This is a genomic window from Streptomyces sp. NPDC028298, from assembly GCF_055565895.1.
Map to the genome: position 1 here is coordinate 429,930 of NZ_JBVHTL010000001.1, position 23,919 is coordinate 453,848.

At 72.6% G+C, this 23,919-nt stretch carries 13 protein-coding genes; 5 read left to right on the plus strand and 8 right to left on the minus strand.

Annotated elements, in window-relative coordinates; genetic code table 11:
• Positions 1-45 precede the first annotated feature (45 nt).
• A complete protein-coding gene (locus ACZ4TO_RS02035; RefSeq protein WP_385048124.1) occupies positions 46-2,115 on the plus strand; it encodes a SpoIIE family protein phosphatase in 2,070 nt (689 codons plus the stop codon).
• A 2-nt stretch (positions 2,116-2,117) separates the two neighbouring features.
• Here the strand turns inward: ACZ4TO_RS02035 and ACZ4TO_RS02040 are convergent, their stop codons facing one another.
• The 7 genes from ACZ4TO_RS02040 to ACZ4TO_RS02070 all read right to left on the minus strand — a co-directional run bounded on the left by ACZ4TO_RS02040 (position 2,118) and on the right by ACZ4TO_RS02070 (position 15,624).
• Entirely contained in the window at positions 2,118-3,224 is a 1,107-nt protein-coding gene (locus tag ACZ4TO_RS02040) for a YihY/virulence factor BrkB family protein (RefSeq protein ID WP_468023135.1), read from the minus strand.
• Between the two features lie 55 nt (positions 3,225-3,279).
• A complete protein-coding gene (locus tag ACZ4TO_RS02045; RefSeq protein WP_468023136.1) occupies positions 3,280-5,382 on the minus strand; it encodes a SpoIIE family protein phosphatase in 2,103 nt (700 codons plus the stop codon).
• A 159-nt stretch (positions 5,383-5,541) separates the two neighbouring features.
• Positions 5,542-6,741 (minus strand): glycoside hydrolase family 64 protein, encoded by a 1,200-nt coding sequence (locus ACZ4TO_RS02050; RefSeq protein ID WP_468023137.1) that lies wholly within the window; start codon positions 6,739-6,741, stop codon positions 5,542-5,544.
• A gap of 132 nt (positions 6,742-6,873) precedes the next feature.
• Positions 6,874-8,157 (minus strand): family 16 glycosylhydrolase, encoded by a 1,284-nt coding sequence (locus ACZ4TO_RS02055; RefSeq protein WP_468023138.1) that lies wholly within the window; start codon positions 8,155-8,157, stop codon positions 6,874-6,876.
• Positions 8,158-8,478: 321 nt separating this feature from the next.
• Positions 8,479-10,233, minus strand: a complete 1,755-nt coding sequence (locus ACZ4TO_RS02060) for a hypothetical protein (RefSeq protein WP_468023139.1) — start codon at positions 10,231-10,233, stop codon at positions 8,479-8,481.
• Positions 10,234-10,429: 196 nt separating this feature from the next.
• Positions 10,430-14,224 carry a S8 family serine peptidase gene (locus ACZ4TO_RS02065; RefSeq protein ID WP_468023140.1) on the minus strand — a complete coding sequence of 1,265 codons (3,795 nt, stop codon included), beginning with the start codon at positions 14,222-14,224 and terminating at the stop codon, positions 10,430-10,432.
• Positions 14,225-14,457: 233 nt separating this feature from the next.
• Positions 14,458-15,624, minus strand: a complete 1,167-nt coding sequence (locus ACZ4TO_RS02070) for a serine/threonine-protein kinase (RefSeq protein WP_468023141.1) — start codon at positions 15,622-15,624, stop codon at positions 14,458-14,460.
• Between the two features lie 557 nt (positions 15,625-16,181).
• Here ACZ4TO_RS02070 and ACZ4TO_RS02075 point away from each other — a divergent pair.
• From ACZ4TO_RS02075 to ACZ4TO_RS02090, 4 genes are all read left to right on the plus strand, one after another.
• Positions 16,182-17,336: a S1 family peptidase gene (locus ACZ4TO_RS02075; RefSeq protein ID WP_468023142.1), complete on the plus strand. Its 1,155-nt coding sequence runs from the start codon at positions 16,182-16,184 to the stop codon at positions 17,334-17,336.
• 116 nt (positions 17,337-17,452) lie between these two features.
• Entirely contained in the window at positions 17,453-18,283 is an 831-nt protein-coding gene (locus ACZ4TO_RS02080) for an aldo/keto reductase (RefSeq protein WP_468023143.1), read from the plus strand.
• 248 nt (positions 18,284-18,531) lie between these two features.
• Positions 18,532-19,881, plus strand: a complete 1,350-nt coding sequence (locus ACZ4TO_RS02085) for a purple acid phosphatase family protein (RefSeq protein ID WP_468023144.1) — start codon at positions 18,532-18,534, stop codon at positions 19,879-19,881.
• A gap of 151 nt (positions 19,882-20,032) precedes the next feature.
• Positions 20,033-20,902 carry a nuclease gene (locus ACZ4TO_RS02090; RefSeq protein WP_468023145.1) on the plus strand — a complete coding sequence of 290 codons (870 nt, stop codon included), beginning with the start codon at positions 20,033-20,035 and terminating at the stop codon, positions 20,900-20,902.
• Between the two features lie 94 nt (positions 20,903-20,996).
• On the opposite strand, the gene ACZ4TO_RS02095 is transcribed toward ACZ4TO_RS02090, so the two are convergent.
• A complete protein-coding gene (locus ACZ4TO_RS02095) occupies positions 20,997-23,813 on the minus strand; it encodes an alpha/beta hydrolase (protein ID WP_468023146.1) in 2,817 nt (938 codons plus the stop codon).
• Between the last annotated feature and the right edge of the window lie 106 nt (positions 23,814-23,919).

Consider the following 23,919-nt stretch of genomic DNA (forward strand, 5'->3'; position numbering starts at 1 on the left):
CACGGAGCCCGGCACACCGCGCCGGCCGGTGGAGGAGGGCCAGGGATGACAGCCGAGTCCACGCAGTCCGACAGTGCGGGCAGCCGCGATCCCGAACCGTCCCGCCCGACCGGCCTGCTGGACGTCCTGAACGTGGGCGCGCTGGTCCTGGACGCCGAGGGGCGCATCGTGTTCTGGACCCCGCAGGCCCAGGAGCTGATCGGGTACACGGCGGAAGAGGCCCTCGGCAAGTACGCGGCGCGTCTGATCATCCACCCCGAGCACATGCAGGCCGTCACCGAGCTGTTCGCCGACGTCCTGGCGACGGGACGCAGTTGGGCGGGCGCGTTCCCCATCCGGCACAAGGACGGCAGCACCCGTGTCATGGAGTTCCGCAACATGCGGCTCCTGGACGATCTCGGGGACGTCTACGCCCTGGGCATCGCGGCCGACCACACGCTGCTCCAGCGCGTCGAGACCGATCTGGCGCTGAGCGAGCAGCTCATCAACCAGTCCCCCATCGGACTGGCCCTGATGGACCCGGACCTGCGCTATCTCATGGTCAACCCGGCGCTGGAACGGATCGACGGCATCCCCGCCGAGGACCACGTCGGACGGCATCTGCGGGAGACCCTGCCGTTCCCCGACGTGGACACGGTCGAGTCGGCGCTGCGCCAGGTCCTGACCACCGGCACCCCGCTGCTCGACCAGTACCACGTGGGCCGCCCGCCCGCCGATCCCGACCACGAACACGCCTGGTCCCTGTCCTTCTACCGGCTGGAGGATCCCGGCGGACGCGTCCTGGGCGCGGCCGCCTCGGTCGTCGACGTCACCGAACGCCATCGCGCGGCCGCCGAGGCCGACCGCGCGCGGCGCCGGCTCGCCCTCGTCGCCAGCGCCTCCACCCGCGTCGGCACCACCCTGGAGGTGGAGCAGACGGCCCGCGAGCTGGCCGACATCGCGGCGCCCGAACTGGCCGACGTGGTCGCCGTGGACGTTCTCGACTCCGTGCTCGCCTGCCGCCCGAGGCGCAGGCCGGACAACGGCCCGGAGTTCTTCCGCGCGCTCGCCCTCAAGGCGTCCCACCCCACCGTGGCCCTGCGCGCCGCCGATCCGCCGGGCGACCTCGCGACGTACGACGGCGACCGGCTGGTGACCCTGTGCGTGCACACCGGCAGACCGGTCCTCGTGCGGCACGTCGGCGAACGCGATCTGCCGCGCATCGCCCGCGACGCCGAGGGCACCGCCCTCCTGGCGCAGGCAGGTGTCCACTCGTATCTCGCGGTGCCGCTGATCGCGCACGGTGAGGTGCTCGGCGCCCTCGACCTCAAGCGCACCCGCAATCCGCTCCCCTTCGACGACGACGACGTGGTGCTCGCCGGTGAGCTGGCCACCCGCGCCGCCGTGGCCATCGACAACGCGCGCTGGTTCCAGAGCGTGCGCAACACCGCCGTCACGCTCCAGCGCAGCCTGCTGCCCGAGCATCCGCCGCATCTCTCCGGTCTGGAGGTCGCGTCCCGCTACCAGCCGGCCCAGTCCACGAGCGAGGTCGGCGGCGACTGGTACGACGTGATTCCGCTGGCCGGCGACCGCACCGCGCTGGTCGTGGGCGACGTCATGGGCAACGGCATCGACGCGGCCGCCACCATGGGCCGGCTGCGTACCGCCACCTGCGCCTACGCCGACCTCGACCTCGACCCCGGCGAGGTGCTCCAGCACCTCGACAAGATCACCTGCGATCTGGAGCACTACATCGTCACGTGTCTCTACGCGGTGTACGACCCCCACAGCGGGCACGTGCGCATCGCCAACGCCGGGCACATGCCGCCCGCTCTGGTCCGTCCGGGCACCTCCCCCGCGCTGCTGGACCTTCCCTCGGGCGCTCCCCTCGGGGTGGGCGGCGTCCCGTTCGAGACCACGACGGTCGCGTTCGAGGCGGGCGATCTGCTCGTCCTGTACACGGACGGTCTCGTCGAGACCCGGCTGCATCCCATCGACGACCGTCTGAACGTGCTGCTCTCCTTCCTCGACGAGCCGGGCAGGCCGCTCGAGGAGATCTGCGACCTCCTCCTGTACGGACTGCGCAACTCCGACGACCACGACGACGTCGCCCTGCTCATCGCCCGCGCGCAGTAGCCCTACCGCTCCTTGTCCTTGGCGTCCTTCGCGTCCTTGGCGTCCTTGGCGTCCTTGGCGTCCTTCGAGCGCCTGCGCGTGGAGACCTGCTCCCGGGTGGTGCGCCAGCGCAACCGGGCCTGTTCGACGACGCTGTCCCACTCGCGGCGGACCTCGTCGTCGGAGGGACGGTCGCCCGCGCGGATCCGGACGAGTTCGTCCCGCATCTCGTGTCCGAGGGCCGCCGACGCGACGATGACGAACATCGCGGCGAAGAGCGCCGAGATCATCGCGAAGACCGCGCCCACCGCCCCGTAGCGCGCGGCGTAGGAGTTGAACAGGCGCGGCAGATACACGGTCGCGCCCACCGAGTAGAGCGCGGTCAGGACAGCCGCCGTGATGCCGAACGGCAGCAGGTCGCGCCAGGGGATCCGTTTCGCGGACAGGTCCCAGCCGCTCCAGACGAGGAAGGCGGCACTCACCGGAATCTCGCACACCGAAGCCACCAGCCCGAACCTGCTGCCCCCGAGGATCGCGTGGAGCCACCCGGTGACCGCCGCGTAGCCGCCGAGCCCGAGGATCCACCACAGACCGTTCTTCGTGTTGCGGACACTGAGCGGAGGCAATTGCCATGCCTGTTCGAACAGTCGCTGCGAGGCGCGCGAGAAGCTCAGCATGGAGATGATCAGGAAGAGGCTGCCGAAGACACCCACGCTCGCGCCGGCGCCCTCGGCGGGCGCGAGGAGCGACTTGACCGCCTCGGCGCCCTGTCCGGTGAGGCCGTAGCGCTTGATGATCCGGTCGGCGGCGTCGTAGTCGGAGAAGCTGCTCAGTACGGTGCCGATGAGGATCGTGAGCGGGATGAGCGCGGTGAGCGCGCTGGACGCCAGGGCCATCGAGCGGTCGAAGCCGACGATCTTCTGGAACCGGTTGACGACGCGCAGCGCGAACGCGGGACGCAGCCAGAACGTCAGCGTCCGGACGAGGCGCTCGCGGTTGATCCCCGCCGTCCTGTCCTCCGTATCCTCGGGCCCGGTATGGCGCTGCGAGCGTAACGGACGGCCGTCGGGGTCGGGGCGGCCGACACGGCCCGCCGTCAGGGTCCGGTCCGGCCGCCCGCGCGGGGCCACCCGGTCGGCCGTCGGCCGGACAGGACGGGGTCGGCGGGGCGGGTGGCCGGGGCGCTCATTCCTCCTCGGACAGGGCGACCTCCGCCCAGATCGTCTTGCCGCGGGATTCGGGCCGGGTCCCCCAGCGGCGGCTGACCTGCCAGGTGAGGTAGAGGCCCCGGCCGCCCTCGTCGACCTCTTCGGCGTGCCGCAGGTGGGGCACGCTGCTGCTGTCGTCGGTCACCTCGCAGACGACGACCGGGCCGTCGAGGATGAGCCGAACGTCGATGGGACCGTCCGAGTAGCGGACCGCGTTGGTGACGAGTTCGCTGACGACCAGGGTGACGGTGAAGGCGAGCGGTTCAAGTCCCCAGTCCGTCAGCGCGCGCTCCGCCTTCGCGCGCGCCTCGGCGACGGCCGCGGGGTCGTTGGGCAGGGTCCACGAGGCGACCTGGTCCGGCCCCAGGGCACGGGTGCGGGCGAGGAGCAGGACCGCGTCGTTCTCCACCTGTTCCGGTGTGAGCTGGTAGACCACGTCGTCGCAGATCTTCTGCAACGGCCGGTCGGCCGGCAGCAGCGCGTCGCCGATGCGGGCCAACTGGTGCTGCGGGTCGTCCGAGACGGCGCGCAGCATGGCCGTGTTGGACAGCAGGAGCAGGCTGCCCTCGGGGAGCTCGAACTCGGCCGTGCCGTACTTGGCCAGGCCACGGCCGAGCGGGGACCCCGCGGACACCATGGCGTACTCGACCGTCCCGTCGGGCAGCGCCACCACCGGGGGCGGATGGCCCGCGCTCGCGACGGCGCAGCGGCGGGTGATGGGGCTGTAGACGATGTAGAGGCAGGTGGTGTCCTGGTTCTCGTCCTCGGTCACGATGTCCGGCGGCCGGGGCCGTTCTCCACCCAGGCGGGTCACCAGGGCGTGCAGTCTCTCCAAGACCTCGTCGGGGGTCAGGTCGAGGTCGGCCAGCGCGCTGATCGCGGCCCGTACCTCGCCCATGGTGGCGGCCGCCCGGAGGCCCCGCCCCGCCGTGTCGCCCGTCACCAGGGCCACCCGCGCCCCGGACAGGGGAATGACGTCGAACCAGTCTCCGCCGGCGCCGAGCGGGTGGTAGCTGTACGCGGTCTCCACGGCGGTGTGACCGACGACCCTGGCCGGCCGCAGGCTGAGCTGGAGGACACGGGCGGCCGATCGCTCCCTGGCGTACAGCCGGGCGTTGTCCAGGCACAGGGCCACGCGGTCGGCGAGTTCGGCCGCGAGCGCGAGTTCGCCGTCGTCGAAGGGCTGCGGTGTGGGGTGCCGGTAGCAGTGCGCCACGCCGACCACGGAGCCGCGGGCGGCGAGTGGCAGCACGAGCAGCGAGTGCGCCCCGGCCTCGGTCAGGCGGCGCCCGCGGACCCGTTCCCGCTGGAGCCACTGGGCACTCGGGTCCAGGTGCTCGAAGATGCGTGGTCTGAGGTCGGACAGGCACTGGTCGAGGGGCGTGCCCGAGGACAGGCCGATCGCCTCCCCGATGGAGGGAAGGTGCCGCTCGGCGTCCGGGGCGGCGGAACGCCGGCCCGCGCACCGCAGGGCCCCGAACTCCATGAACGTGCCGGGCGCGGAGGCCTCGCCCCGCAGGACGGAGTCCAGGACCTCGACGACCACGGTGTCGGCCAGGGCGGGCACCATCTCGTCGGCGAATTCCTGTGCGGTACGGAAGATGTCCAGGGTCGTGCCGATGCGCCCGCTCGACCGTTCCAGGAAGGCCAGCCGGGCCGCCGCCCGCTTCCGCTCCGTGATGTCCAGGACGGCCGTCGCCACTCCCAGGACGCCGCCGGTCGCGTCCTCCAGGCGGAAGCAGGAGACCGAGAGCACGATCTCGGGCGACCCCGGGGTCAGATGGCCCCGCACCTCCACGTCGAGAGACGGCACACCGGTCTCCAGGACCTCCAGCACCGTCGCCTCGTAGGACCCGTTGTAGAAGTCACCGGCCCACTCCCGCGGGTGCCGGCCGACGGCCTCGTCCAGGGCGAACGCCTTGACGAAGCGGGCCGCGGTGTTGAAGCGCACCAGCCGGAGCTGCGTGTCCAGGACGTGGAGGCCTATGGGCGACTCGGAGAAGAGCGCTCCGAGAACGGCCTTGTCCAGCTCCCACCCCGATCCGCGATGTTCGCCATGTCCGCCCGTCAATGCATCCATGACACTTCCGTAGACCGTTGACCACCTGGACATTCCGGATTGTCGGAGTTCCACCATATTCGCTCACCCGTGACGCGCGACCGGAGTCCCCCGTCCGCGCACCGGCGCTCACCGCCCGTGTGCGGCGCCCCGCCCCGGTCGGCAGGGCGCCGGGAGGGTCTAGAAGGGCGACAGGGTCAGGCGGATGGCCGTGGGGGCGCCGTCCTGGATGAAGGAGGCGAAGTCGGCGACGTCGTCGAAGGCGAAACCGTAGGCCTTGCCGTCCTCGGTGGCCGCGTGAACGGCCTTGGAGTAGTGGTTGGTGAGCTCGGTCCGGTAGAAGTCGGCGGCGGAGGTGGTCGGCTGTGCCGGGGCGGAGAGCAGGGTGGAGCGGTTGAACCCGGCGCCGAGCACGGCGGCCACGGGGCCGGTCGTGCCGTCGTTGGGCGCGGCGAGGTTGCCGTCGCAGAAGAGGACGTCACGGGTGGAGGGCTTGGCGAACGAGACGGAGGCGGGTCCGTCGAAGGTGAACCTGTCCGCGCGCACCCGGCCCGTGAACGTGCCGGCGTTGGTGGTGACGGTCAGGTCCTTGCCGGAGTACGTGCTCCACACCTCGTCGATGTACGGGGCGAGGTAGTCCTTGGCGAACACGCCGGAGTCCAGGCCGTGGCCGGGCGCGATGATGCGCAGGTCGTCCACCACCAGGGGGGCGAAGTCCTCGTTCTGCTTGATCGCGGCGAAGGCCGCGGCACGTCCGCCGTCGCGGATGGTGCCGGTGGTCTGCTCCTTGGCCCCGGTCAGCCGGATGTTCATGGGCACGCTGAACATGTCGACCATGGTCGTGTTGCAGAACATGCCCGCGGAGTTGAAGGTGAACTCCGCGCAGTCGTGCAGCACCCCGAAGCTGGGGTCGGATTCCACCCAGCCGGCCGGGAACTGGAGGGCCGCGTCGCCGTTGCCGTCCTGGACCGCCTTGAACTTCAGCTTCGCGCCCAGCGACACGTAGATGCGGCCCGACATGAACGGGAGGCCGATCCGGGTCTCGCCGCTCGCGGCCAGCGTGAGCGCGTAGTCGGTGAACCCGTCCGCGCCGTTGTCCGAGAGGGAGATCGGCGCCAGTGTGCCGTCCTGGGTGACGCGGACCTGCTTGCCGTCCTGGTTGCCGACGATGTACACGTACACCGACCCGTTGCCGAACGAGCCGCTGTTGTTGACGATCGTCAGCGGGAGCGAGCCCGCGGCCGCCTTGGTGGAGGGGTCCGTCTGGCCGGCCATGGCGTACGGGGCGATCGCCGCGATGGCGGGTGCGGCGACGGCGGCGCCACCGAGGGCGAACAGGGCCTTGCGACGGGTCAGGTTCCGCTGGTGACGAGGCGTCATATCCGGTGTGCTCCTTGGTGCTCGGTGCCTCGGAGAGGCGGTGGGGGGATCGGGACGGGCAGGGACGCCGGGGGACGGCCGAGCCCGTGCCGGTGGGGGCGGGTCGTCGGTGCCGGGCCGGACGGGGGCCGTTCAGGCGAGCGTCCACTTCTGGTTGGCCGCTCCGGCGCAGGTCCAGATCTGCAGACGGGTGCCGTCGGCCGAGGAGTTGTCCTTGGCGTCGAGGCACTTGCCCGAGCCGGTGTTCGTCAGATCACCGGCGGAGCCGAGGTTCCACTGCTGCGCCTTCGTGCCGTTGCAGGTGTAGAGCTGCACGGCGGCGCCGTTGTCGGTGGAGGCGGCGCGTACGTCGAGACACTTGCCCAGGGCCCGTACGGTGCCGTCGGTGCCCACGGTCCACTTCTGGGCGTCGGCCCCGTTGCAGTCGTGGAGCTGGATCGGGGTCTCGTCCGCGGCGGAGGCTCCCGCCACGTCGACGCACATGCCGCCGATGCCCTTGACGGCGCCGGTGGTGCCGCTCCCGGTGCCGGTGGCCGGCGGGGCGTTGTCCGCGGCGGTGACCCGCACGTAGTCGACGGTCATGGTCTGCGGGAACGAGGTGGCGGAGGTGGGGCTGCCGGGCCAGTCACCGCCCACCGCGAAGTTCAGGATGAGGAAGAACGGGTGGTCGTAGACCCACTTCTTGCCGTTCACGTCGGCCGGGGTGCGGGTCTCGTACTTCTGCCCGTCCACGGACCAGGTGATGGCGTTCGGGCTCCAGTCGACGGCGAAGACATGGAAGTCGTCCGCGAAGGCCTTGCCGTCCGGCAGCGTGTACGCGGCCCCGATGCCGCCGGCCCCGGAGTAGCCCGGGCCGTGGATCGTCCCGTGCACCGTGCCGGGTTCGTTGCCGACGTTCTCCATGGCGTCGATCTCGCCGCTGTCGGGCCAGCCCACGCTGCCCAGGTTGTCGCCCAGCATCCAGAAGGCGGGCCACACACCCTGCCCGCGCGGCACCTTGATCCGGGCCTCGAAGTGGCCGTAGGCCTGGGTGAACGACTTCGCGGTGTTGAGCCGGGCCGAGGTGTACTGGCAGGTCCCGTTCCAGCACTGGAGCCCGCTGTCGCCGTTCTTGCGCGCGGTGATGACCAGATGACCGTTCCCGTCGAGGGCGGCGTTGTCCGTGCTCTTCGTGTAGTACTGCAGCTCGTGGTTGCCGTTGCCCGAACCACCCGTCTCCAGCGTCCACTTGGACGGGTCCGGCGCGCTCCTGGCGACTCCGTCGAACTCGTCGGACCAGGTCTGCGCGGCCGCGGCGGCGTGGGCCCGGTTCGCGGCGGGCCCCGTGGTGGTGAACAGGACACCGCCGGCGGCCCCGGTGGCGAGCAGCAGCGCCAGGCCTCCGAGGGACCATCGGCGTGCGCGATGAACAGCCATGGCTGAGCACCCCTTGTCTGTGCGTCTGTGGGGAGTTGGCACCCGTGCCCGGTCCACTTCCGCCGAGCCGGAGCACTGCTTGAGAGCGCTCTCCGTCCGACGGTGGACGGCACCGGTGGGCCCCGATGCTACGCACGAGTCGTTGAGAGGCCAACTGACTCCGGCGGACCCCAAATCGCCCTGACCAGCGGGTACTTGAAGAGGCAGGCTCCGCCCACGGTTGCTTAAGACGCGTTTAACCCGCACTTAAGAAGGAGCGTTCCGCTTTCGGCGCGCGATCCGCCCGGTCTGTCGCGGATCCGCCCGATCGGCCTCCGGAGCTCAACTCCCGCCGGGCGGTCGCTCCTCGCTCACGGCCCCCGACAGGCGGTACACGAACGTGGGGAAGCCCTGCCCGCTCGCCCGCGTCCAGGCGGGGACGACCGTGTCCGGGTACCGCTCGCGGGCCTCGGCGAAGGCGGCGACACAACGGCCGTGGACGTCCGGCTGGTCGGTGCGGCGGGTGAGCGCGAGCAGCGAGCGCAGCGCTGCGACGGCGTCGTCGGCCCGGCCGTCGGCCAGGCGGGCTTGGGCCTCCGCGTCGAGGGTGCGGGCGAGACCGCGCCGCGCGGCGTCCAGGGAGAGCGCGTACGAGTCGGCCTCGGAACCTGCTGACGCGTCGACGAGGATGGACTCGGACTCCGTGTAGCAGGCGACGGCCGCCCCGTGCTCGCCGGCGCCGCGCAGGGCCCGACCGAGAACCCGTAGCCGGCGGGCCGTCAGCGCGTGGTCGGCGGACCGGTCGGACTCGGCCAGACGGCGGGTGAGGGCGACCGCCTCCCGTGCCGCCCCGATCGCCCCCTCGGCGTCTCCGTCGTCCAGCCGTGACTCACTCAAGTCGGCGAGCACACGGGCGAGTTGCGGCTCGTGCGCCCTGGGGTCGCGGTTTGCCGCTCGCCGGTACGCGGCGACGGCGCGTTCACCGGCCCGGACCGCGTCACTCGGTTCACCGGCGGCCTGGTGACAGTCGGCGAGCCGCTCCAGACACACGGCGTGGAGCGGGTCGTAGACGTCCGGCCGTTCGCCGGCCAGACCGGCACTGAGCTCGACCGCCTCCCGTCGTGCATCCAACTCGCTTGCCCGTGAGGCCGGTTCACGGAGCCGGTCGGCGAGGCAGTCGAGTGCCAGGATGAGCAGGGGGTCACCCGTCGTCCGGTCCCGGCCCGCCAGGATCCGCCCCTCGGCCACAGCTTCCTCCGCGGTGGCCCGCGCCGCGGTCGGGTCTCCCGTGGCCTCCAGGCAACGGGCGAGATCCGCGAAAAGCCTCACTCGCAGCGGGCGTACGATCTCGGGCGCGACCCGCACCATGATGGCGTCGGCGGTGTCCCGGGCCTCCCGGCCGATGGACAGCGCCTGCTCATGGCGGCCCAACTCCACCAGTCCTGAGGTGAGTTCACACATCACCCGGACACGCACCAGTACGACGTGGCTCGCCTCGCGCACCGACATGTGCCGCACGAGTCCGGCGCACTCCTCGTAGGCGGCCACCGACTCCTCCGTACGGTCCACGGCCGCCAGCACCAGCGCGTAGGTGCGCAGCGCACCCGGCAGGCCGCCGAGGGTCCGGTCCCGTCGGGCGGGAACCAGTCGGCGGTAGGCGGCCACGCACTCCCCCGCCGAGCCCAACGCGTCCTCCAGCCGTGCCAGGCCAAACTCCGCCTGCGCCCTGAGGTGCAGCAGGAGGGCCCGTTGCGCCGGTGACCACCGCGCGTCCGGCACGGCCTCCGACGCGTCCATCACGGTGCACGCCTCTTCGCAGCGGCCGACGAGCACCAGCGCGTAGGCCTGCCAGACGAGACCGCGGGCGAGCAGGTCCCGGTCCCGCGGACGGGCGCCCTCGAGCCGGGTCAGCGCCCCGTAGACGGCCGTCGCCTCCTCGGCCCAGGCCAGCCGGCGCCTGGCCGGGGGCGGCCGCAGCAACACCCAGTCGGGGGCCAGGCATCGCGTCAGCGCGGCACCGAGCAGCCGCCGCCCCGGACCGGGGCTCAGCCGGGCCGCCGCCCGCGACAACGGCAGCAGTGCACGCACCAGGCCCATCGACGCCCTCCCGTCGGGGATTCTCGTCCAAAGGACCGCCGGGCGCCCGGATTGGTTGCCCGGACCGCGCGAAATCGGGTCGCCGCCCACCGTGACGGAACGGTCCTGGTTCCGCCCCGCGGACGGAGGCCGTCGCCCTGTCGGCCGCCGGAGGGGGCGGCCGGACGGTTCGGGGCGACGGCCTCCGCGTGCGGGACTACTTCAGACCGTAGGCGCGGATCACCTCCTGGGTGACGCGGTTGCCGGCGTCGTCCCAGCCTTCGACCTTCAGCGACACGTAGCCGTGGCGCGGCGCGTCGTAACAGGCGGTCCAGGTACCGGACTTGCCGTTCGTCCGGACCGGGGTCCAGGTCGCGCCGTCGTCGTAGGAGACCGACAGCGTCGCGCCCTCGATCTTCCCGGCGCCCGCCGCGCCGTCCAGGTGACGCGGGGTGAGCCGGAGCGTCTGGCGGCCGCCACGGGCGTCGCCCGCCAGGTCGGTGTCGACGTCGTAGTCCATCTGCAGGACCGCCACCCGGTCGATCACCGTCGGGTCGGTGACCGGGTCGGACCTGACCTGCCACACCGTGTGGGTGCGGGGGGACAGCCGGTAGGTGTCCGCGTCGCGTTCGGCGGTCAGGTCGAGGGTGTAGACCGAGGGGACGGTCGGCGGCCTGGTGATGGTGGTGGCCGACGAGCTGGAGGTCTTGATCAGGGTGCCGTCCTGGTAGACCTTCAGGCTGGTCTTCGCCGGACCGTTGCTCTGGATGACGCCGCCGTGGCCGTCACCGCTGTCGGACCAGGGCTGGATGTTGAACGCGAGCGAGGTCTTCTGCCGCTGCGACCACCAGTAGGTGCCGCCGTTGGCGGGGTGGGTCACCGGCTTGAACCATTCGTGGACCTGGAACGAGCCGGGCGCGTACGCGGTGCGCGTGCTCTGGCTCGACAGGAGCACCCCCGGCCCGGTGCCCATGCTCTCCACCCACCGCGTCCCCTCCTGAGCCGAGACGTGGTCGGTGCGGGTGCCGGGCATGTCCTGGCGCAGCAGGTACCCCGATCCGTACTTGCGGTACGGACGGAAGCCGGACCGCCACTCGCCGCTCGGCGTCGTGGTGGCGCCGTGGAACCGCATCTCCACCGTGGCCAGTTCGGACGCGCGGGGACGGTAGGTCAGCCCGCTGGACGGGATCTGGCCGGGGTGCGGGTCGGACAGGTCGTACACGTAAGGGGAGTCGGGCACGCCCTCGACGTCCAGCCGCAGCCGGCCGCGCCTGGCGTCGGCGATCAGCGAGGCTCCGTTCCGGGCGGTCACGGAGAACACGGGCACGGCGCTGTCGGCGGAGGTGCCGACGGACTGGATCAGCTTGCCCGGCCGGTCGTCGACGACGAGCAGCAGGGCCGCCCCGGCGTCGGCCGCCGCCTGCGCCCGCTGCGCGCCGGTGAGCGCGTCCGCACGGGTCACCAGCACGACCTTGCCCTTGACGTTCAGCCCGGCGTACTCGGCGGGAGTGCCGGTGCCGGCGTACACCGCTTGCAGGCGCTTGTGCCCTTCGTACCGCGAGGAGTTGGCCTGGGCCATGACCTGCACCGGCCTGCCGTCGTCGGTGACGGTGAGCAGCGGGAGGGCCTTGCGCCAGCGGGTCTCGTACTCGAAGCTGCCCTGGGTCACCTTGCGGGTGGGCAGCACGAACATGCTGTCGTAGGCGGAGGCGAGCAGGTACTGCACCTCCACGACGCCCACGCCGTAGGAGTTGGCCGCCTGGCCGTCCGCGCGGTACCAGTTCATGGACAGCGCCCGGTCCTCGGTCCGGCGCGGGACCTCCGCGGTGACCTCACGGGTGCGGCTCGCGTCGAGATCGACGGTCCGGTCCTGGTCGAGGACTACCTCCGGGTCGCCCATCACCGCCATGCCGAGCGAGTCGGGGCCGTGGCTGCCGGCCACGTCCTGGTACGTCAGGAGGCTGTAGGTGCCCTCGCGCAGGCGCAGGTCGAGCTTGCCTTCGTCGTCGATGGTCGCGCTGTACGGGTCCTCGGTGCTGCCGAGGCGCTGGATCTCGACCCAGCCCGCGGCCGGCTTGCCCGAACGGTCCTTCAGGGTGACGTGCAGGGTGTGGCGGGCGTCCTCCCGGTAGAGGCCCACCTGGGTGCGGGTGACCGTCGCGCCGGAGGTGTCCGTCGCGGTGATCCGGCCCAGGTAGCGGCGGCCGTCGGCGGCCAGGCCCGGCTCGGCGGTCGCGGTGACCGTCGCGGTGCCGTGCGCCGGCACGGTCACCGTGTCGGCGGAGAGGGAGAACATCCCCTCGGGAGCCGGAGTGCCCTTGCCCGCGGTCGGGTCGGTGTCGTACGGGCCACCGCCGACGGAGGCGTTCAGCGCCAGGTGCAGCTCGCTGTCGGCGTCACCGGTGTTGGTGTACGTCACCGTGCGGTGGCGCGGCGTGGGGTCGTCGTGCGGCCAGGAGTCGATGCCGAAGTAGGCCGAGCCGGTCGCGGTGACGGCGGCGGAGGTCGCGGCGGCGAGGTCGGCGCGGCCGGCGCCCACCTGGTAGGCGGTGTAGTTCGGCAGCTCCTTGGACGTGCTCATCAGCGCGTCCTTGAGCTGGCGCGCCTTCCAGTCCGGGTGCTCCTGGGCGAGGATCGCGGCGGCACCGGCGACGTGCGGCGTCGCCATGGAGGTGCCGCTCATCGTTTGGTACCAGCCGGTCGCGGCGCTGCCGCCCGCCTTGGCCGCGAGGACGTTCACGCCGGGCGCGGAGATGTCGGGCTTGAGGGCGTAGTCGTTCAGCCGCGGGCCCTGCGAGGAGAACGACGCCCGCTTGTCGGCGGAGTCCACGGCGGCGACCGTCAGCGCCTCGTCGGCGACGCCGGGGGTGCCCATGCTCGCTTCGCTGCTGTAGTTGCCGGCCGCGATCACGAAGAGCGCGCCGCTCTTCTCGGTCAGCTCGTTGACCGTCCGGCTCATCGGGTCGGTGCCGTCGGACGGGTCGGACGAGCCGAGGCTCATGCTGATGACGCGGGCGCCCTGGTCGACGGCCCACTCCATGCCCGCGATGATCCAGGAGTCCTGGCCGTAGCCGCCGTCGGCGAGGACCTTGCCGATCAGCAGGTCGGCGCCGGGCGCCACGCCCTTCTCGGCGCCGTCGGAGGCGGCTCCGCTGCCGCCGACGGTGGAGGCGGTGTGGGTGCCGTGGCCGTGGCCGTCCTGCACGGTCTCGTCGGGCACGAAGCTCCGCGAGGCGGCGATCCGGCCGTTCAGGTCGGGGTGGCCGAGGTCGGCGCCGGTGTCGAGGACGGCGACCTTGACGCCCTTGCCGTCGAGGCCCTTGCTCCACGCGGTGGCCGCGCCAATCTGTGCGGTGCTGTCCTTGAGGGTGGCCTCGGCCCTGCCGTCCAGCCAGATCCTGGACAGTCCGTCACCGAGCCTGGGCGCGGCAGAGGTCGTGGCGGGGGCGACGGACTTCCACGTCTTCCGGGCCTGCTTCTTCGCGGCCCGGACGGCGGTGGCGCGGATCGTGGGCAGGGACCGCACCCGGGTGGTGCCGGCCGGCGCGGTCCGGTCGGCGGGCGCGGTGCCGGCGCCGTAGCCCAGGATCAGCGGGATGCCGGTGCTGTGGGCGTCGTCGTAGCCCTGCTCGATGAGGGAGGTGACGTCGAACAGCCGCTTGTCGAGGCGGTTCGCGGCCAGGTAGGGCAGCACCTCGTCCGGGTAGACGTAGAGGTCGCCGTCGACGGTCTCGGTGCGCACGCCGCCGGTGGCGCCGGGCGCGCGCGTGATGTCCGCGGTCTGCTTTCCGTCGCCGTTGCCGGTGACGCGCACGACGTCGCCGGTCAGGAGGGTCACGGTGTGCTGCCCCGTGCCCGAGTCCGCGACGGGTGGGGCCGCGTCGGTCCGTGTCGGTGCGTCGGCCAGGGCGAGACCGGGCGGCGAGGCCAGGGAGGTCAGGACCGCGAGGGCGCCGACCGCTGCCGCGAGCGCTCTTCGGCCGCTGGGACGGGGAGGTATGCGGGAGATCATGACGCGTTTTCTATCGGCCCCGGACCGGCGGAGGGAACAGCGGACGCTGGCACGAAAGCGCCACGTCTCACATGTGCCAGATCGGCGAACTCCCCACAAACGCAGGGGAGTTGTCTCATTCACCGCACCCTTGCCGCCGCCCGGCGCCCCGTGGACCCACCCCGCCGGTCACCGGCCGACGCCCCGTGGACCACCCGCCGGTCACCGGCCGGGACCCCTAGCCCTCCCGGCCCTTACGAGCCGGTGGACGAGCCCCCGGGCGACGTGGCGGCGGGGGCGGACGACTCGACCCCGGTGGTCGCGCCGGGCTCCGGGGTGTCGGCGGAGCTGCTGTCGGGCGAGAACACCGCCACGCCCACGAGCACGGCCAGCAGGAAGACGACGGCTCCGGCGGCCGCGCCGACGACTCGCCGCCGGTCCGCGAGGAGGTCGCCGACCCCCGAACGCTGGCGCCGGCGCGACCGGTGGCCGCCGCCCGCGGTGTCCCGCATGACCGAGGGCAGGGCGTACGTGGTCGCGGGGCCCGCGGCTCTGGCGGGCTGCCGGTGACGCCCCGGCTCCGGCAGCGCGGCCGGGAGCGGCTCGGCGCGCCCCTGCCAGGAGCCCGAGCCGTACCAGGCGGCCGCCTGGAGCGCGGTGGGCCGGTCCTCGGGCTTCTTCGCGAGCAGGCCGAGCAGGTGGTTCTCGAAGGCGGGCGGCAGATCGGCGCCCAGCTCCCGCGGCGGAGTGGGAGCGGTGTCGAGGTGGTGGTGGAGGACGGCGACGGGGCTGCCCGCCTGGAACGGCGGCCGCCCGGTGAGGAGTTGGTACAGGACGCAGCCCAGCGAGTACATGTCGGAGGGCGGCCCGGCGGTCTTGCCCAGGGCCCGCTCGGGAGCGAGGTACAGACTGGTGCCGACGATCTGCCCGGTCGCGGTCAGACCGCCCGCCGGATCGTCCATGAAGCGGGCGATCCCGAAGTCGCCGATCTTGACGCTCCCCTCGGCGTCCAGGAGCAGATTGCCCGGTTTGATGTCCCGGTGCACGATGCCCTGTTGATGGGCGGCGGCCAGACCCGCGGCGGCCTCGGCGGCGATCCGCGCGACCCGGTCGGCGGGCAGCCGCCCGGCGCCGGTGAGGACGCCGGCGAGACTGTCGCCCTCGACCAGCTCCATCACGAGGAACAGCCGGTTCTCGTAGGCCCCGAAGTCCAGCACACCCACCACGTGACGATGGTTGAGCAGGCCCGCGGTCTGGGCCTCCAGACGGAACCGGGCCGCGGCCGTCGGGTCGGCGTCCTGGGAGAGGAGCAGCTTCACGGCCACGGACCTGCCGATCATCTCGTCGTAGGCCCGCCACACCTCCCCCATCGCGCCCCGCCCGAGGGCCGTCTGCAGCCGATACCGTCCCGCTATCAGCACTTGTGCTTCATCCTCACGCCGTTGGGATCTCGTCGATCGCCACGGGTCGATTCCCTCCCGAGCATGAGTGATCATCGGGGCGCCGCAGCAGGTTGAGCCTACTGCCAACACGAGGGTGATCAGACGCTGTTCACCCTCGGCCTCAAGATCGCGAAGAACCGTTCGATGTGCCGTCGGACCCTGACGGAAAGTGACTCCGAAAGCACCTTCAGGGCCACATGGACCACAACGCGAGGTAGCGGTCACAGCGGCCTGGAACACCCGAAGCCGGCGCACTCCGGGCGGCCCGAGCGAACGGACCGGGGGAACGGCGCGGGGAACGGATCAGGGGAACGGACCGGGGGAATCGCGCGAGGGAACGGACCGCACGACGCGTGTGCGAACGGACCGCACGAGGCGTGCGCGCGGGCAGCGCGGGCAGCGCGGGCGAACAGGCCCACGCATTGGTATGGACCTGACAAGAACCTCGCACTATCCTCGTCCACGCAACTCTGAGAGCGCTCTCTCCTGCCCTTCGCCCCACTCACCGACCTTCGGATCGACGAAAGGCAACCACCGTGAGACGCACCACAGTTCTGCGCATCGCGCTGACCACCGGCTTACTCGCCGCGGCCGCCACCCTCGGACTCACCCAGGCCGCCGCCGGTGAAGCCCCCCTCACCGCCGCGGCGACCCGGGCGCCGGCCTCCTCGGCCGTCCTCTCGGCCATGCAGAACGACCTCGGCCTCACCCGGCAGCAGGCGACCACCCGGCTCGCCCAGGAGACCGCCGCACGCGCCGTCGAGCGGGACGCCCGGCGTGCGGCCGGCGCCTCCTACGGGGGCTCCTGGTTCGACGCCGGGAGCGGCAGACTCGTCGTCGCCGTCACCAAGGCCGCGTCACGCGGTGCCGTGGAGGCGACCGGCGCGCGGGTCACCCTGGCCAAGTACAGCGAGCGCCGGCTCGACAGCACCATGGCACGCATCGACGCGCTCGACGCACCGGCCGGCGTGAGCGGTTGGCACGTCGACCCGCGGGCCGGCTCCGTCGTCGTCGACGTGGTCTCCGCCCACAAGGATGACAACGATGTCCGGGCCTTCGTCGCCCGCGCCCGCGCGTCCGGTCCCGTGGTCGTGCGGCAGACCGGACGGACCCCGAGGACGTACGCGGCCGGCACGGTGGGCGGAGACCCGTACTACACCGGCAACGTCCGCTGCTCCATCGGCTTCTCGGTGTACGGCGGCTTCGTCACCGCCGGGCACTGTGCCCAGCCGGGCGCGGGCGTCAGCGGCTGGGACCACAGCTACATCGGCACCTTCCAGGGCTCCTCGTTCCCGGACAACGACTACGCCTGGGTCAACGTCGGCAGCGGCTGGTGGACCGTCCCCGTCGTCCTCGGCTGGGGCACCGTCTCCGACCAGCTCGTCCGGGGCTCGGGCGAGGCGCCCGTCGGAGCGTCGATCTGCCGCTCCGGCTCGACCTCCCACTGGCACTGCGGCACCGTCCTCGCCAAGAACGAGACCGTCAACTACAGCCAGGGCGCCGTGCACCAGATGACCAAGACGAGTGTCTGCGCCGAACCCGGCGACTCGGGCGGCTCGTTCATCAGCGGCGACCAGGCACAGGGCGTCACCTCCGGCGGCTGGGGCAACTGCACCAGCGGAGGCGAGACGTGGTACCAGCCCGTGAACGAGATCCTCAACCGCTACGGGCTCACCCTGCACACCGCCTGAACCGACCGCGCCGACCCGCTCGCTCGCCGAGCGGGTCGGCGTGCCCGCGTCGCCGTCGAGGCGGTCGCCGTGCACGATGGGCGGGTACCTCTCTCGCAGCTTCGGAAGGGTTCCTCGTGATCAGCATCCCGGACCGCACGGCCCATGACGGTACGAAGATCCCGGCCGTCGGCCTCGGCACCTGGCCGATGGACGACGCACAGGCAGAGGAGGCCGTGAGCCGAGCGCTCGGCATGGGGTACCGGCTCGTCGACACGGCGACCAACTACCGCAACGAGACCGGCACCGGACGGGGCGTCACCCGCTCCGGCGTCCGGCGCGAGGAGATCGTCGTCACCACCAAACTGCCGGGCAGGCACCACGGTTACGAGGAGACGCTCGCCTCGTTCGAGGAGTCGCGCGGCCGTCTCGGACTCTCGTACGTCGATCTCTACCTGATCCACTGGCCCCTGCCCCGCGTGGACAAGTACGTGGACTCGTGGAGGGCGATGATCGAGCTGCGCGAGGCGGGCCTGGTCCGTGCGATCGGCGTCTCGAACTTCACGGCCGAACACCTCGGCCGCCTGGAGGCCGAGACCGGAGTGCTCCCCTCGGTGAACCAGATCGAACTCCATCCCCTGCTCCCCCAGGACGAGTTGCGCGCCTTCCACGCCGACAAGGGCATCGTCACGGAGAGCTGGAGCCCCCTGGGCCGCGGCTCCCGGCTCCTCGACGACCCCGGGATCGGAAAGATCGCCGAGGCCCACGGAGTGACGCCCGGTCAGGTCGTGCTGCGCTGGCACACGCAGCTCGGCGCGGTGCCCATCCCCAAGTCCGCCGACGCCGGGCGCCAGCGGGAGAACCTCGACCTCTTCGGGTTCGAGCTGTCGCCCGCCGAGATGGCGGCCGTCGGCGACCACCCGCGACGGCGCCTCGGCGGGGACCCCACGACGCACGAGGAGTTCTGAGACCCGGAGCCCCGCTCGTGCCGGTTCCGCACGGCGGGGCTCCGCGGCGGAGGACTCTCCCGGCCGCCCGGCACCGGGACGCGACATCCTTCCCACGGCCTCACTTCAGGTTCCCGCCCCCGCCGGAACCGTCGCCGTTCATCGCGCGCGGGCACCCAACCGGCATGGAACGCCGACGCTTTCCCGCCGTCGCCCCACGCCGTACGGCCCCCGCCCGCACTCCGCGCGCACCCGGCACCGTGTCCGCCGTGCGTCTGGAACTGGTCACCCTCCGCGAGGACCGCGCCGTCATCACCTGGTTCACCGGAACACCCGCCACCGGGAACGGGCGAGGCCCGCTGCTCCCGGCCGTCACCGAGGGCGAGGTCGTCTACGGGACCCACCCGGCGCGGCTCAACCGCTCGGCCTCCGAAGGCCGTCGCACCGCCCACCACACCGTGGAGCTGAGCGATCTCGAACCCGGCCAGACCTACTACTACCGGGCGCACTCACGGGGTTCGGCCGCCGTCCCCGCTCCCCTGCATCTCGTGCGGGGCAACGCGGTCGGAACCTCCCCGCACGGACTCGGCTCGTCCGGCGGCCCGTACTGCTTCACGACACCGGAGGCGCCACCGGGCCGTCATGTGATGTCGATCGCGCTGTGCAACGACCTGCACCTCGGTGAGACCACCGCGGGTCTGGTGGCGGGCGTCCCGCTGCTGCGCGGCGTCTCGCAGGAGCGCGGCCTCGCCCCGTACCCGGAGATCATGGCCCGGGCCCTGGTCGACGAGGCGCGCCGGCGCGGCGCCGACCGCCTGCTGGCCGCGGGCGACATCTCCGCCGGGGGCGCGCCGCGGGATCTGCTGACGGCCAGACGGATCCTGGACGGCTTCGGCAGGCACGGACGGGACTACTTCGTCGTACGGGGAAACCACGACCGGCCCCGGTCCCACGGCCCCGGGGTGCCGGACGACGGTTTCCGCGACGGCTTCCTCGGGAGCGACGGTCCCTCCTACTTCGCCCGTCAGCTCGGCGGGCTGCGGATCATCGGCCTCGACACCTACGACAAGCGCGGCCACGGCGGCGACGCGGGAGAGCTCTCCCGCGACCAACTGCACTGGTTCCGCGCGCGGTTGAGGGAGGATCGCGAGCGGCCCACCGTGGTCTTCGGGCATCATCCGCTGACCGTGCGCCACTCGCTGTTCCCGGTGACGAGCGGGCAGCGGCTCGACCGTCGCCAGGCCCGGAGCATTCTCGACGCCTACGCCGCCGCCCCCGGCGTCTTCCTCCATCACTCGGGGCACAGCCACCGCAACAAGCGCACCGTTGTTCCGCAGGCCGGGCATGTCACCCTGCAGGAGGTGGGCGCGGCCAAGGACTTCCCCGGCGGCTTCGTCCTCTTACGCGTCCACACCGGCGGCTACGCGCTCAACTACTACAGGAGCAACAGCGAACCGGCCCGGGAGTGGAGCGAGCGGGGCAGACGGCTCGCGGCCGGGCTGTGGCCCCAGTACGCCTTCGGGCGGTCCGTCCGCGACCGCAACAGCGTCACCGTCCGCGACCTCTCCGGTCTGGCGCCGCCGGTCCCGGCGAGCGGGGCGGCCGGCGGCGCCGGGTAGGGCGGCGTGCGGCGTACGCCGCGTGCTGCCGGACGCGGTGCCGCCGTCCGCTCATTGCATGACTTCGGGTACCCATCGCGCTCCGCGGAGGTGCCGTGCGACGCCGTGCGGGTCATCGTGGAGGGGTCTTGCGACTGATGGGGGAACCGGCATGCCGATGCTGCTGATCAAGGGGTCGTACAGAATCGTCGGGGCCAGTCCCGACGGCGACTCGGTTCGTTTCGTCCCGGACGATCCCGCGGAGTGGGACCTGCTGCGCGGACGGAAGGTGCGCCGCAATCTGGCCGGCGGGGCCCAGCTCCGGCTGGACGGCATCGACACCCTGGAGACCCACTACCGGCCGCCGCACGGGCCCGAACTCCATCAGCCCGCGCCGTACGCCGGCCAGGCCGCGGAGGCCCTGCTCGACTGGCTGGGTTTCGAGGCGGTGGAGCGGGGTGCGAACGGAATCGTCAGGAGCAGTACGCCCGAGTCCGTCCCCGGCTACATCCTGACGCGCAGCGCGGACGTCCACGGGCGCTGCGTGGCGCTCGCGGGCCGCGGAGCCGAGGCTCCGGGTGCCAGTGGGACGCTCGTCACCGTCACCGCCGAACACCTTCGCCTGACCGCCAACCACCATCAGCTCGCCGCGGGCCTGGCCTACCCCACCTTCTACCGCAACCTCTACATGGACCTGCGGCGGGAGCTGTCCCGGGCGGCGCGGCGGGCCCGCGAGGACGGGCTCGGACTGTGGCCGTCCGACCAGACGCTGAGCGGGGCGAAGGTGGAGGGCCCGGCGTCGCTCACCGATTCCGCGGTGCTGCTGCCCAAGCTCTTCCGGCGGCTGGCGGACTATCTGCAGCTCAACGACGGCGACCCGTCCCTGGAGGGCTTCCGTCCGTATCTGGAGCAGCGCGAGGACCGGCTGCTCGTCCTGTCCACCGGCCAGTGGACCGGCTTCGACACGATCGTGGACGTCACGAACGGCGACACCGTGCGGCTCGACCTCCCTCCGGAGGACCTCGTCTTCGACGAGAAGTAGGCGTCCACGGGCTCCGGCCGGTGCGCGGGCCCCGCGTGCCGGCCGAAGCCCGGTCCCGAGGTCCGGGGCCGGCCGGCACGCGGGCCGGTGCGCACTACGCCGGGTCGTGCACCGTGCCGGTGAACTCCGGTCCGTCGTGCGGCCGGCCCGTCTCGTCGTGGACGGTCAGACGCAGCCGTACCGTCTCCTCCGGCTCGGCGAGCCGGTCCCCGACCGTGGGGACGGAGAACTCGGTGCTCGTCCGGCCCGCGGGTATGCCGGCGAACAGGAAGAATCCGCTCACCTGGGAGAGCGGCCGTGACGGCAGCGGTTCCTTGCCGGACATGTTCCGCAGCCACTGCGGATCCACGTCGGTGGTGGACAGTTCGTGTCCGCCGGTGACGCGGAGGACGGAGATGTCGGACTGCACGTCCACGTCGGCCGGCGCGGAGAGGTCGATCCGCCAGGTCAGCTTCCGGCCCTCGGCCGCGCGGGCGGAGGGCGGGGTCACGTTGAGGGTGGGCATCGGATCGTCGTTGCGCGCGGTGACGCCGCCCCGGTAGGCGCCGATCACCGCGCCGTGGACGGCCTTCACGTAGACGTCGTGGGACACGTCGTAGCCGTAGCGCTTGTCGCCGCGGACCTCGACGTCCACGTCGGGGGCCGGGGCACCGGGCCGTACGGTCACCTCACGCGAGGTGGTCCGGCCCGTGCCCGGATCGGCGACGAACAGCCGGACCGTGCCGTTCCCGTGCCCGGTGACGCTCACCGGCACGTGGTAGGTCCGCACGCCCGTGTCGCCCTCCTCGACGGTCAGCCGGCCGACGTCGACGCGGGCGAGGTCCGCGGCCCGCACCGCGGGGGTGCCGGGGCGCCATCCCCACGAGTCGAGCAGCCATGCCCGCCCGGAGCGGGTGCGCGGGACGATCTCCAGGGACGTCAGCCGGTGCAGGTCGACTCCCGCGCGGATCGCCGCGGTCAGCGGCAGCCGGACCTCCTGTCCCCAGTAGGAGGCGGTGCGGTCGGTGCCGGGCAGGCCGTCGACGCGGGCGCTCCACAGCGTCACCCGGTGGCCGGCGGCGTCGGCCAGCCGGATGTCGAACGTGGTGGTTCCGGTGTTCGGCGGCACGATCAGTCGCATCGCCAGAGCCCGGGAGCCCGCGACCGACACGGGCCGCGCCGAGCGGACCCGGACCGTGGAGCCGGCCGCCGTCCATCGCAGGGCCACGGCACGCCGGCCCGGTTCCTTCGACGGCGCCCACGGGGCGAAGTGCGGCGAGACACCGCTCCTGCCGGAGCCGAGGCAGGCCGCGGACACGACCTCGGTGACCTGGTCGCACAGGGTTCCGCCCTCGACCGAGACCTGCCCGTCGGGCAGGAACGCCGGACTGCGGTGTCCGCCGACCGCGTGGGTGAGGACCCGCGCGGGACCGGCGGAGGGCGCGCGCCGCCCCGAACCGTCGAGCAGGGGCCGCACACGGTCGTCACCGGCGACGAACAGCCGTACGGCGGCGGCTATGTAGGTCGCGCCCGCGGTCTGCTGCTGACGGGCCGTCAAGCGCGTGGCGGTTCCCGGCGAGCACACCCGGTCGGGGGTGTCGCCGCTCCAGAAGTCGTCCTCCGCGGGGGCCTGGGCCTGGCCCGGGGTCCATTCGCTGTTGAAGAAGTTGTGGTCGGCTCCGACCATGTAGACGGCGCTGTGCAGGGCGGCGCCGCGGCTGACCCCGCGGGTGGCGTCCACGTACATCTGGCCCTGGAGGTCGGACACATCGCCGTCGCAGCCGGGCAGGATCGTCGCGGAGGGCACGTCGGGCGCCGGGTTCTGCCCGAAGACGGTGGGGCCTATGAGGACGGTGCCGCGGATGTGCCAGCGCACCGGACCGCGGTAGCCGTCCTGGTCGGCCGGGGCGGGATAGAGGCTGTCCATGGCGGCCCGGTTCACGCCCTCGCCGCCGCGCGAGTGGCCGACGAGCAGGACGCGCGACAGATCCGCGGGGGCCGACCGCCGTACGATCGGCGGCGCGGAGTCCGGGTGGGCGGACCAGGCCGCCCAGCGGGCCAGGTGCTGCCGCACCAGGGAGGACCGGGCCTGGGCGCCGCCGTCCTCGGCCGCGTAGTCCTGACCGTTGATGCCGTTGGCGGCGATGGACACGGTCACGTATCCCTGCGAGGCCAGCAGCTTCTGGTCGGCCAGGTATCCCCGGTGGCTCGGGATGGGTCTGCTGCCCGCGGGGCAGGGCCATTCACCGCCGGTGTCGTCGCCGTGGCCGGTGTAGCAGGTGGCGTGACGGCCGTGCAGGAACAGGGCCAGCGGCCGGTGTCCCGGGGCGTTCGCGGGCGCGACCACGACGGCGCGCATCTCCACGCGCGCGGGCAGGCCGGGCAGACGGACCGAGGGGAGCTCGTAGTCGCCGGTGGCCGTCCGGTAGGGGCCCGGCTTCCCCGGGTCGACGGCGTTCGCCGGAAGGCGGGTCGAAGGTCTGGCCGACAGTCCGGGAGGTGCCGCGGGTCCGTCCGGCGCGGCGGGCCGGTCGCTTCCGGCGCCCGTGGCGTCCAGGCGCCGTTGGCCGGTCCGCGCCTGGAGGCCGGAGGGCTTCCCGAGGGGTGCCGGGCCCAGTGCGAGCCGGAAGGTGCGGCTGTCGGGCGAGCCGACGGGGCGGCCGAGGAAGCGGTCCCCGGAGTGGAAGGTGACCCCCGCGTCGCTGATGGGGACCGGCTCGTCCGAGCGCCAGACCAGTTGCCGTGCCGCTCCCTCACCGGTGAGACGCCATCCGGCGGGAAGACCGCCGGGGTCGTCGGCCGCGGTGGCAGCGAGCCCCGCGGACCGTGCGGAACCCGCTGTGTTCTGGTGTGCCTGGATCGATCCTGGCGAGCCCGCGAGCGCCGCGAGTAACACCGCGGCCACGACCCCTGTGCGCCGGACACGGAACAAGGTTCTTCTCCTCCTGGTCGGCATTCGCCCCCGTCGCCCCGTTGGTCCCGAAGCGCTCCCCCGTCCCACGAGGACGGAGGTGGGAGCCGGAGGGTTGCCTCGTGCC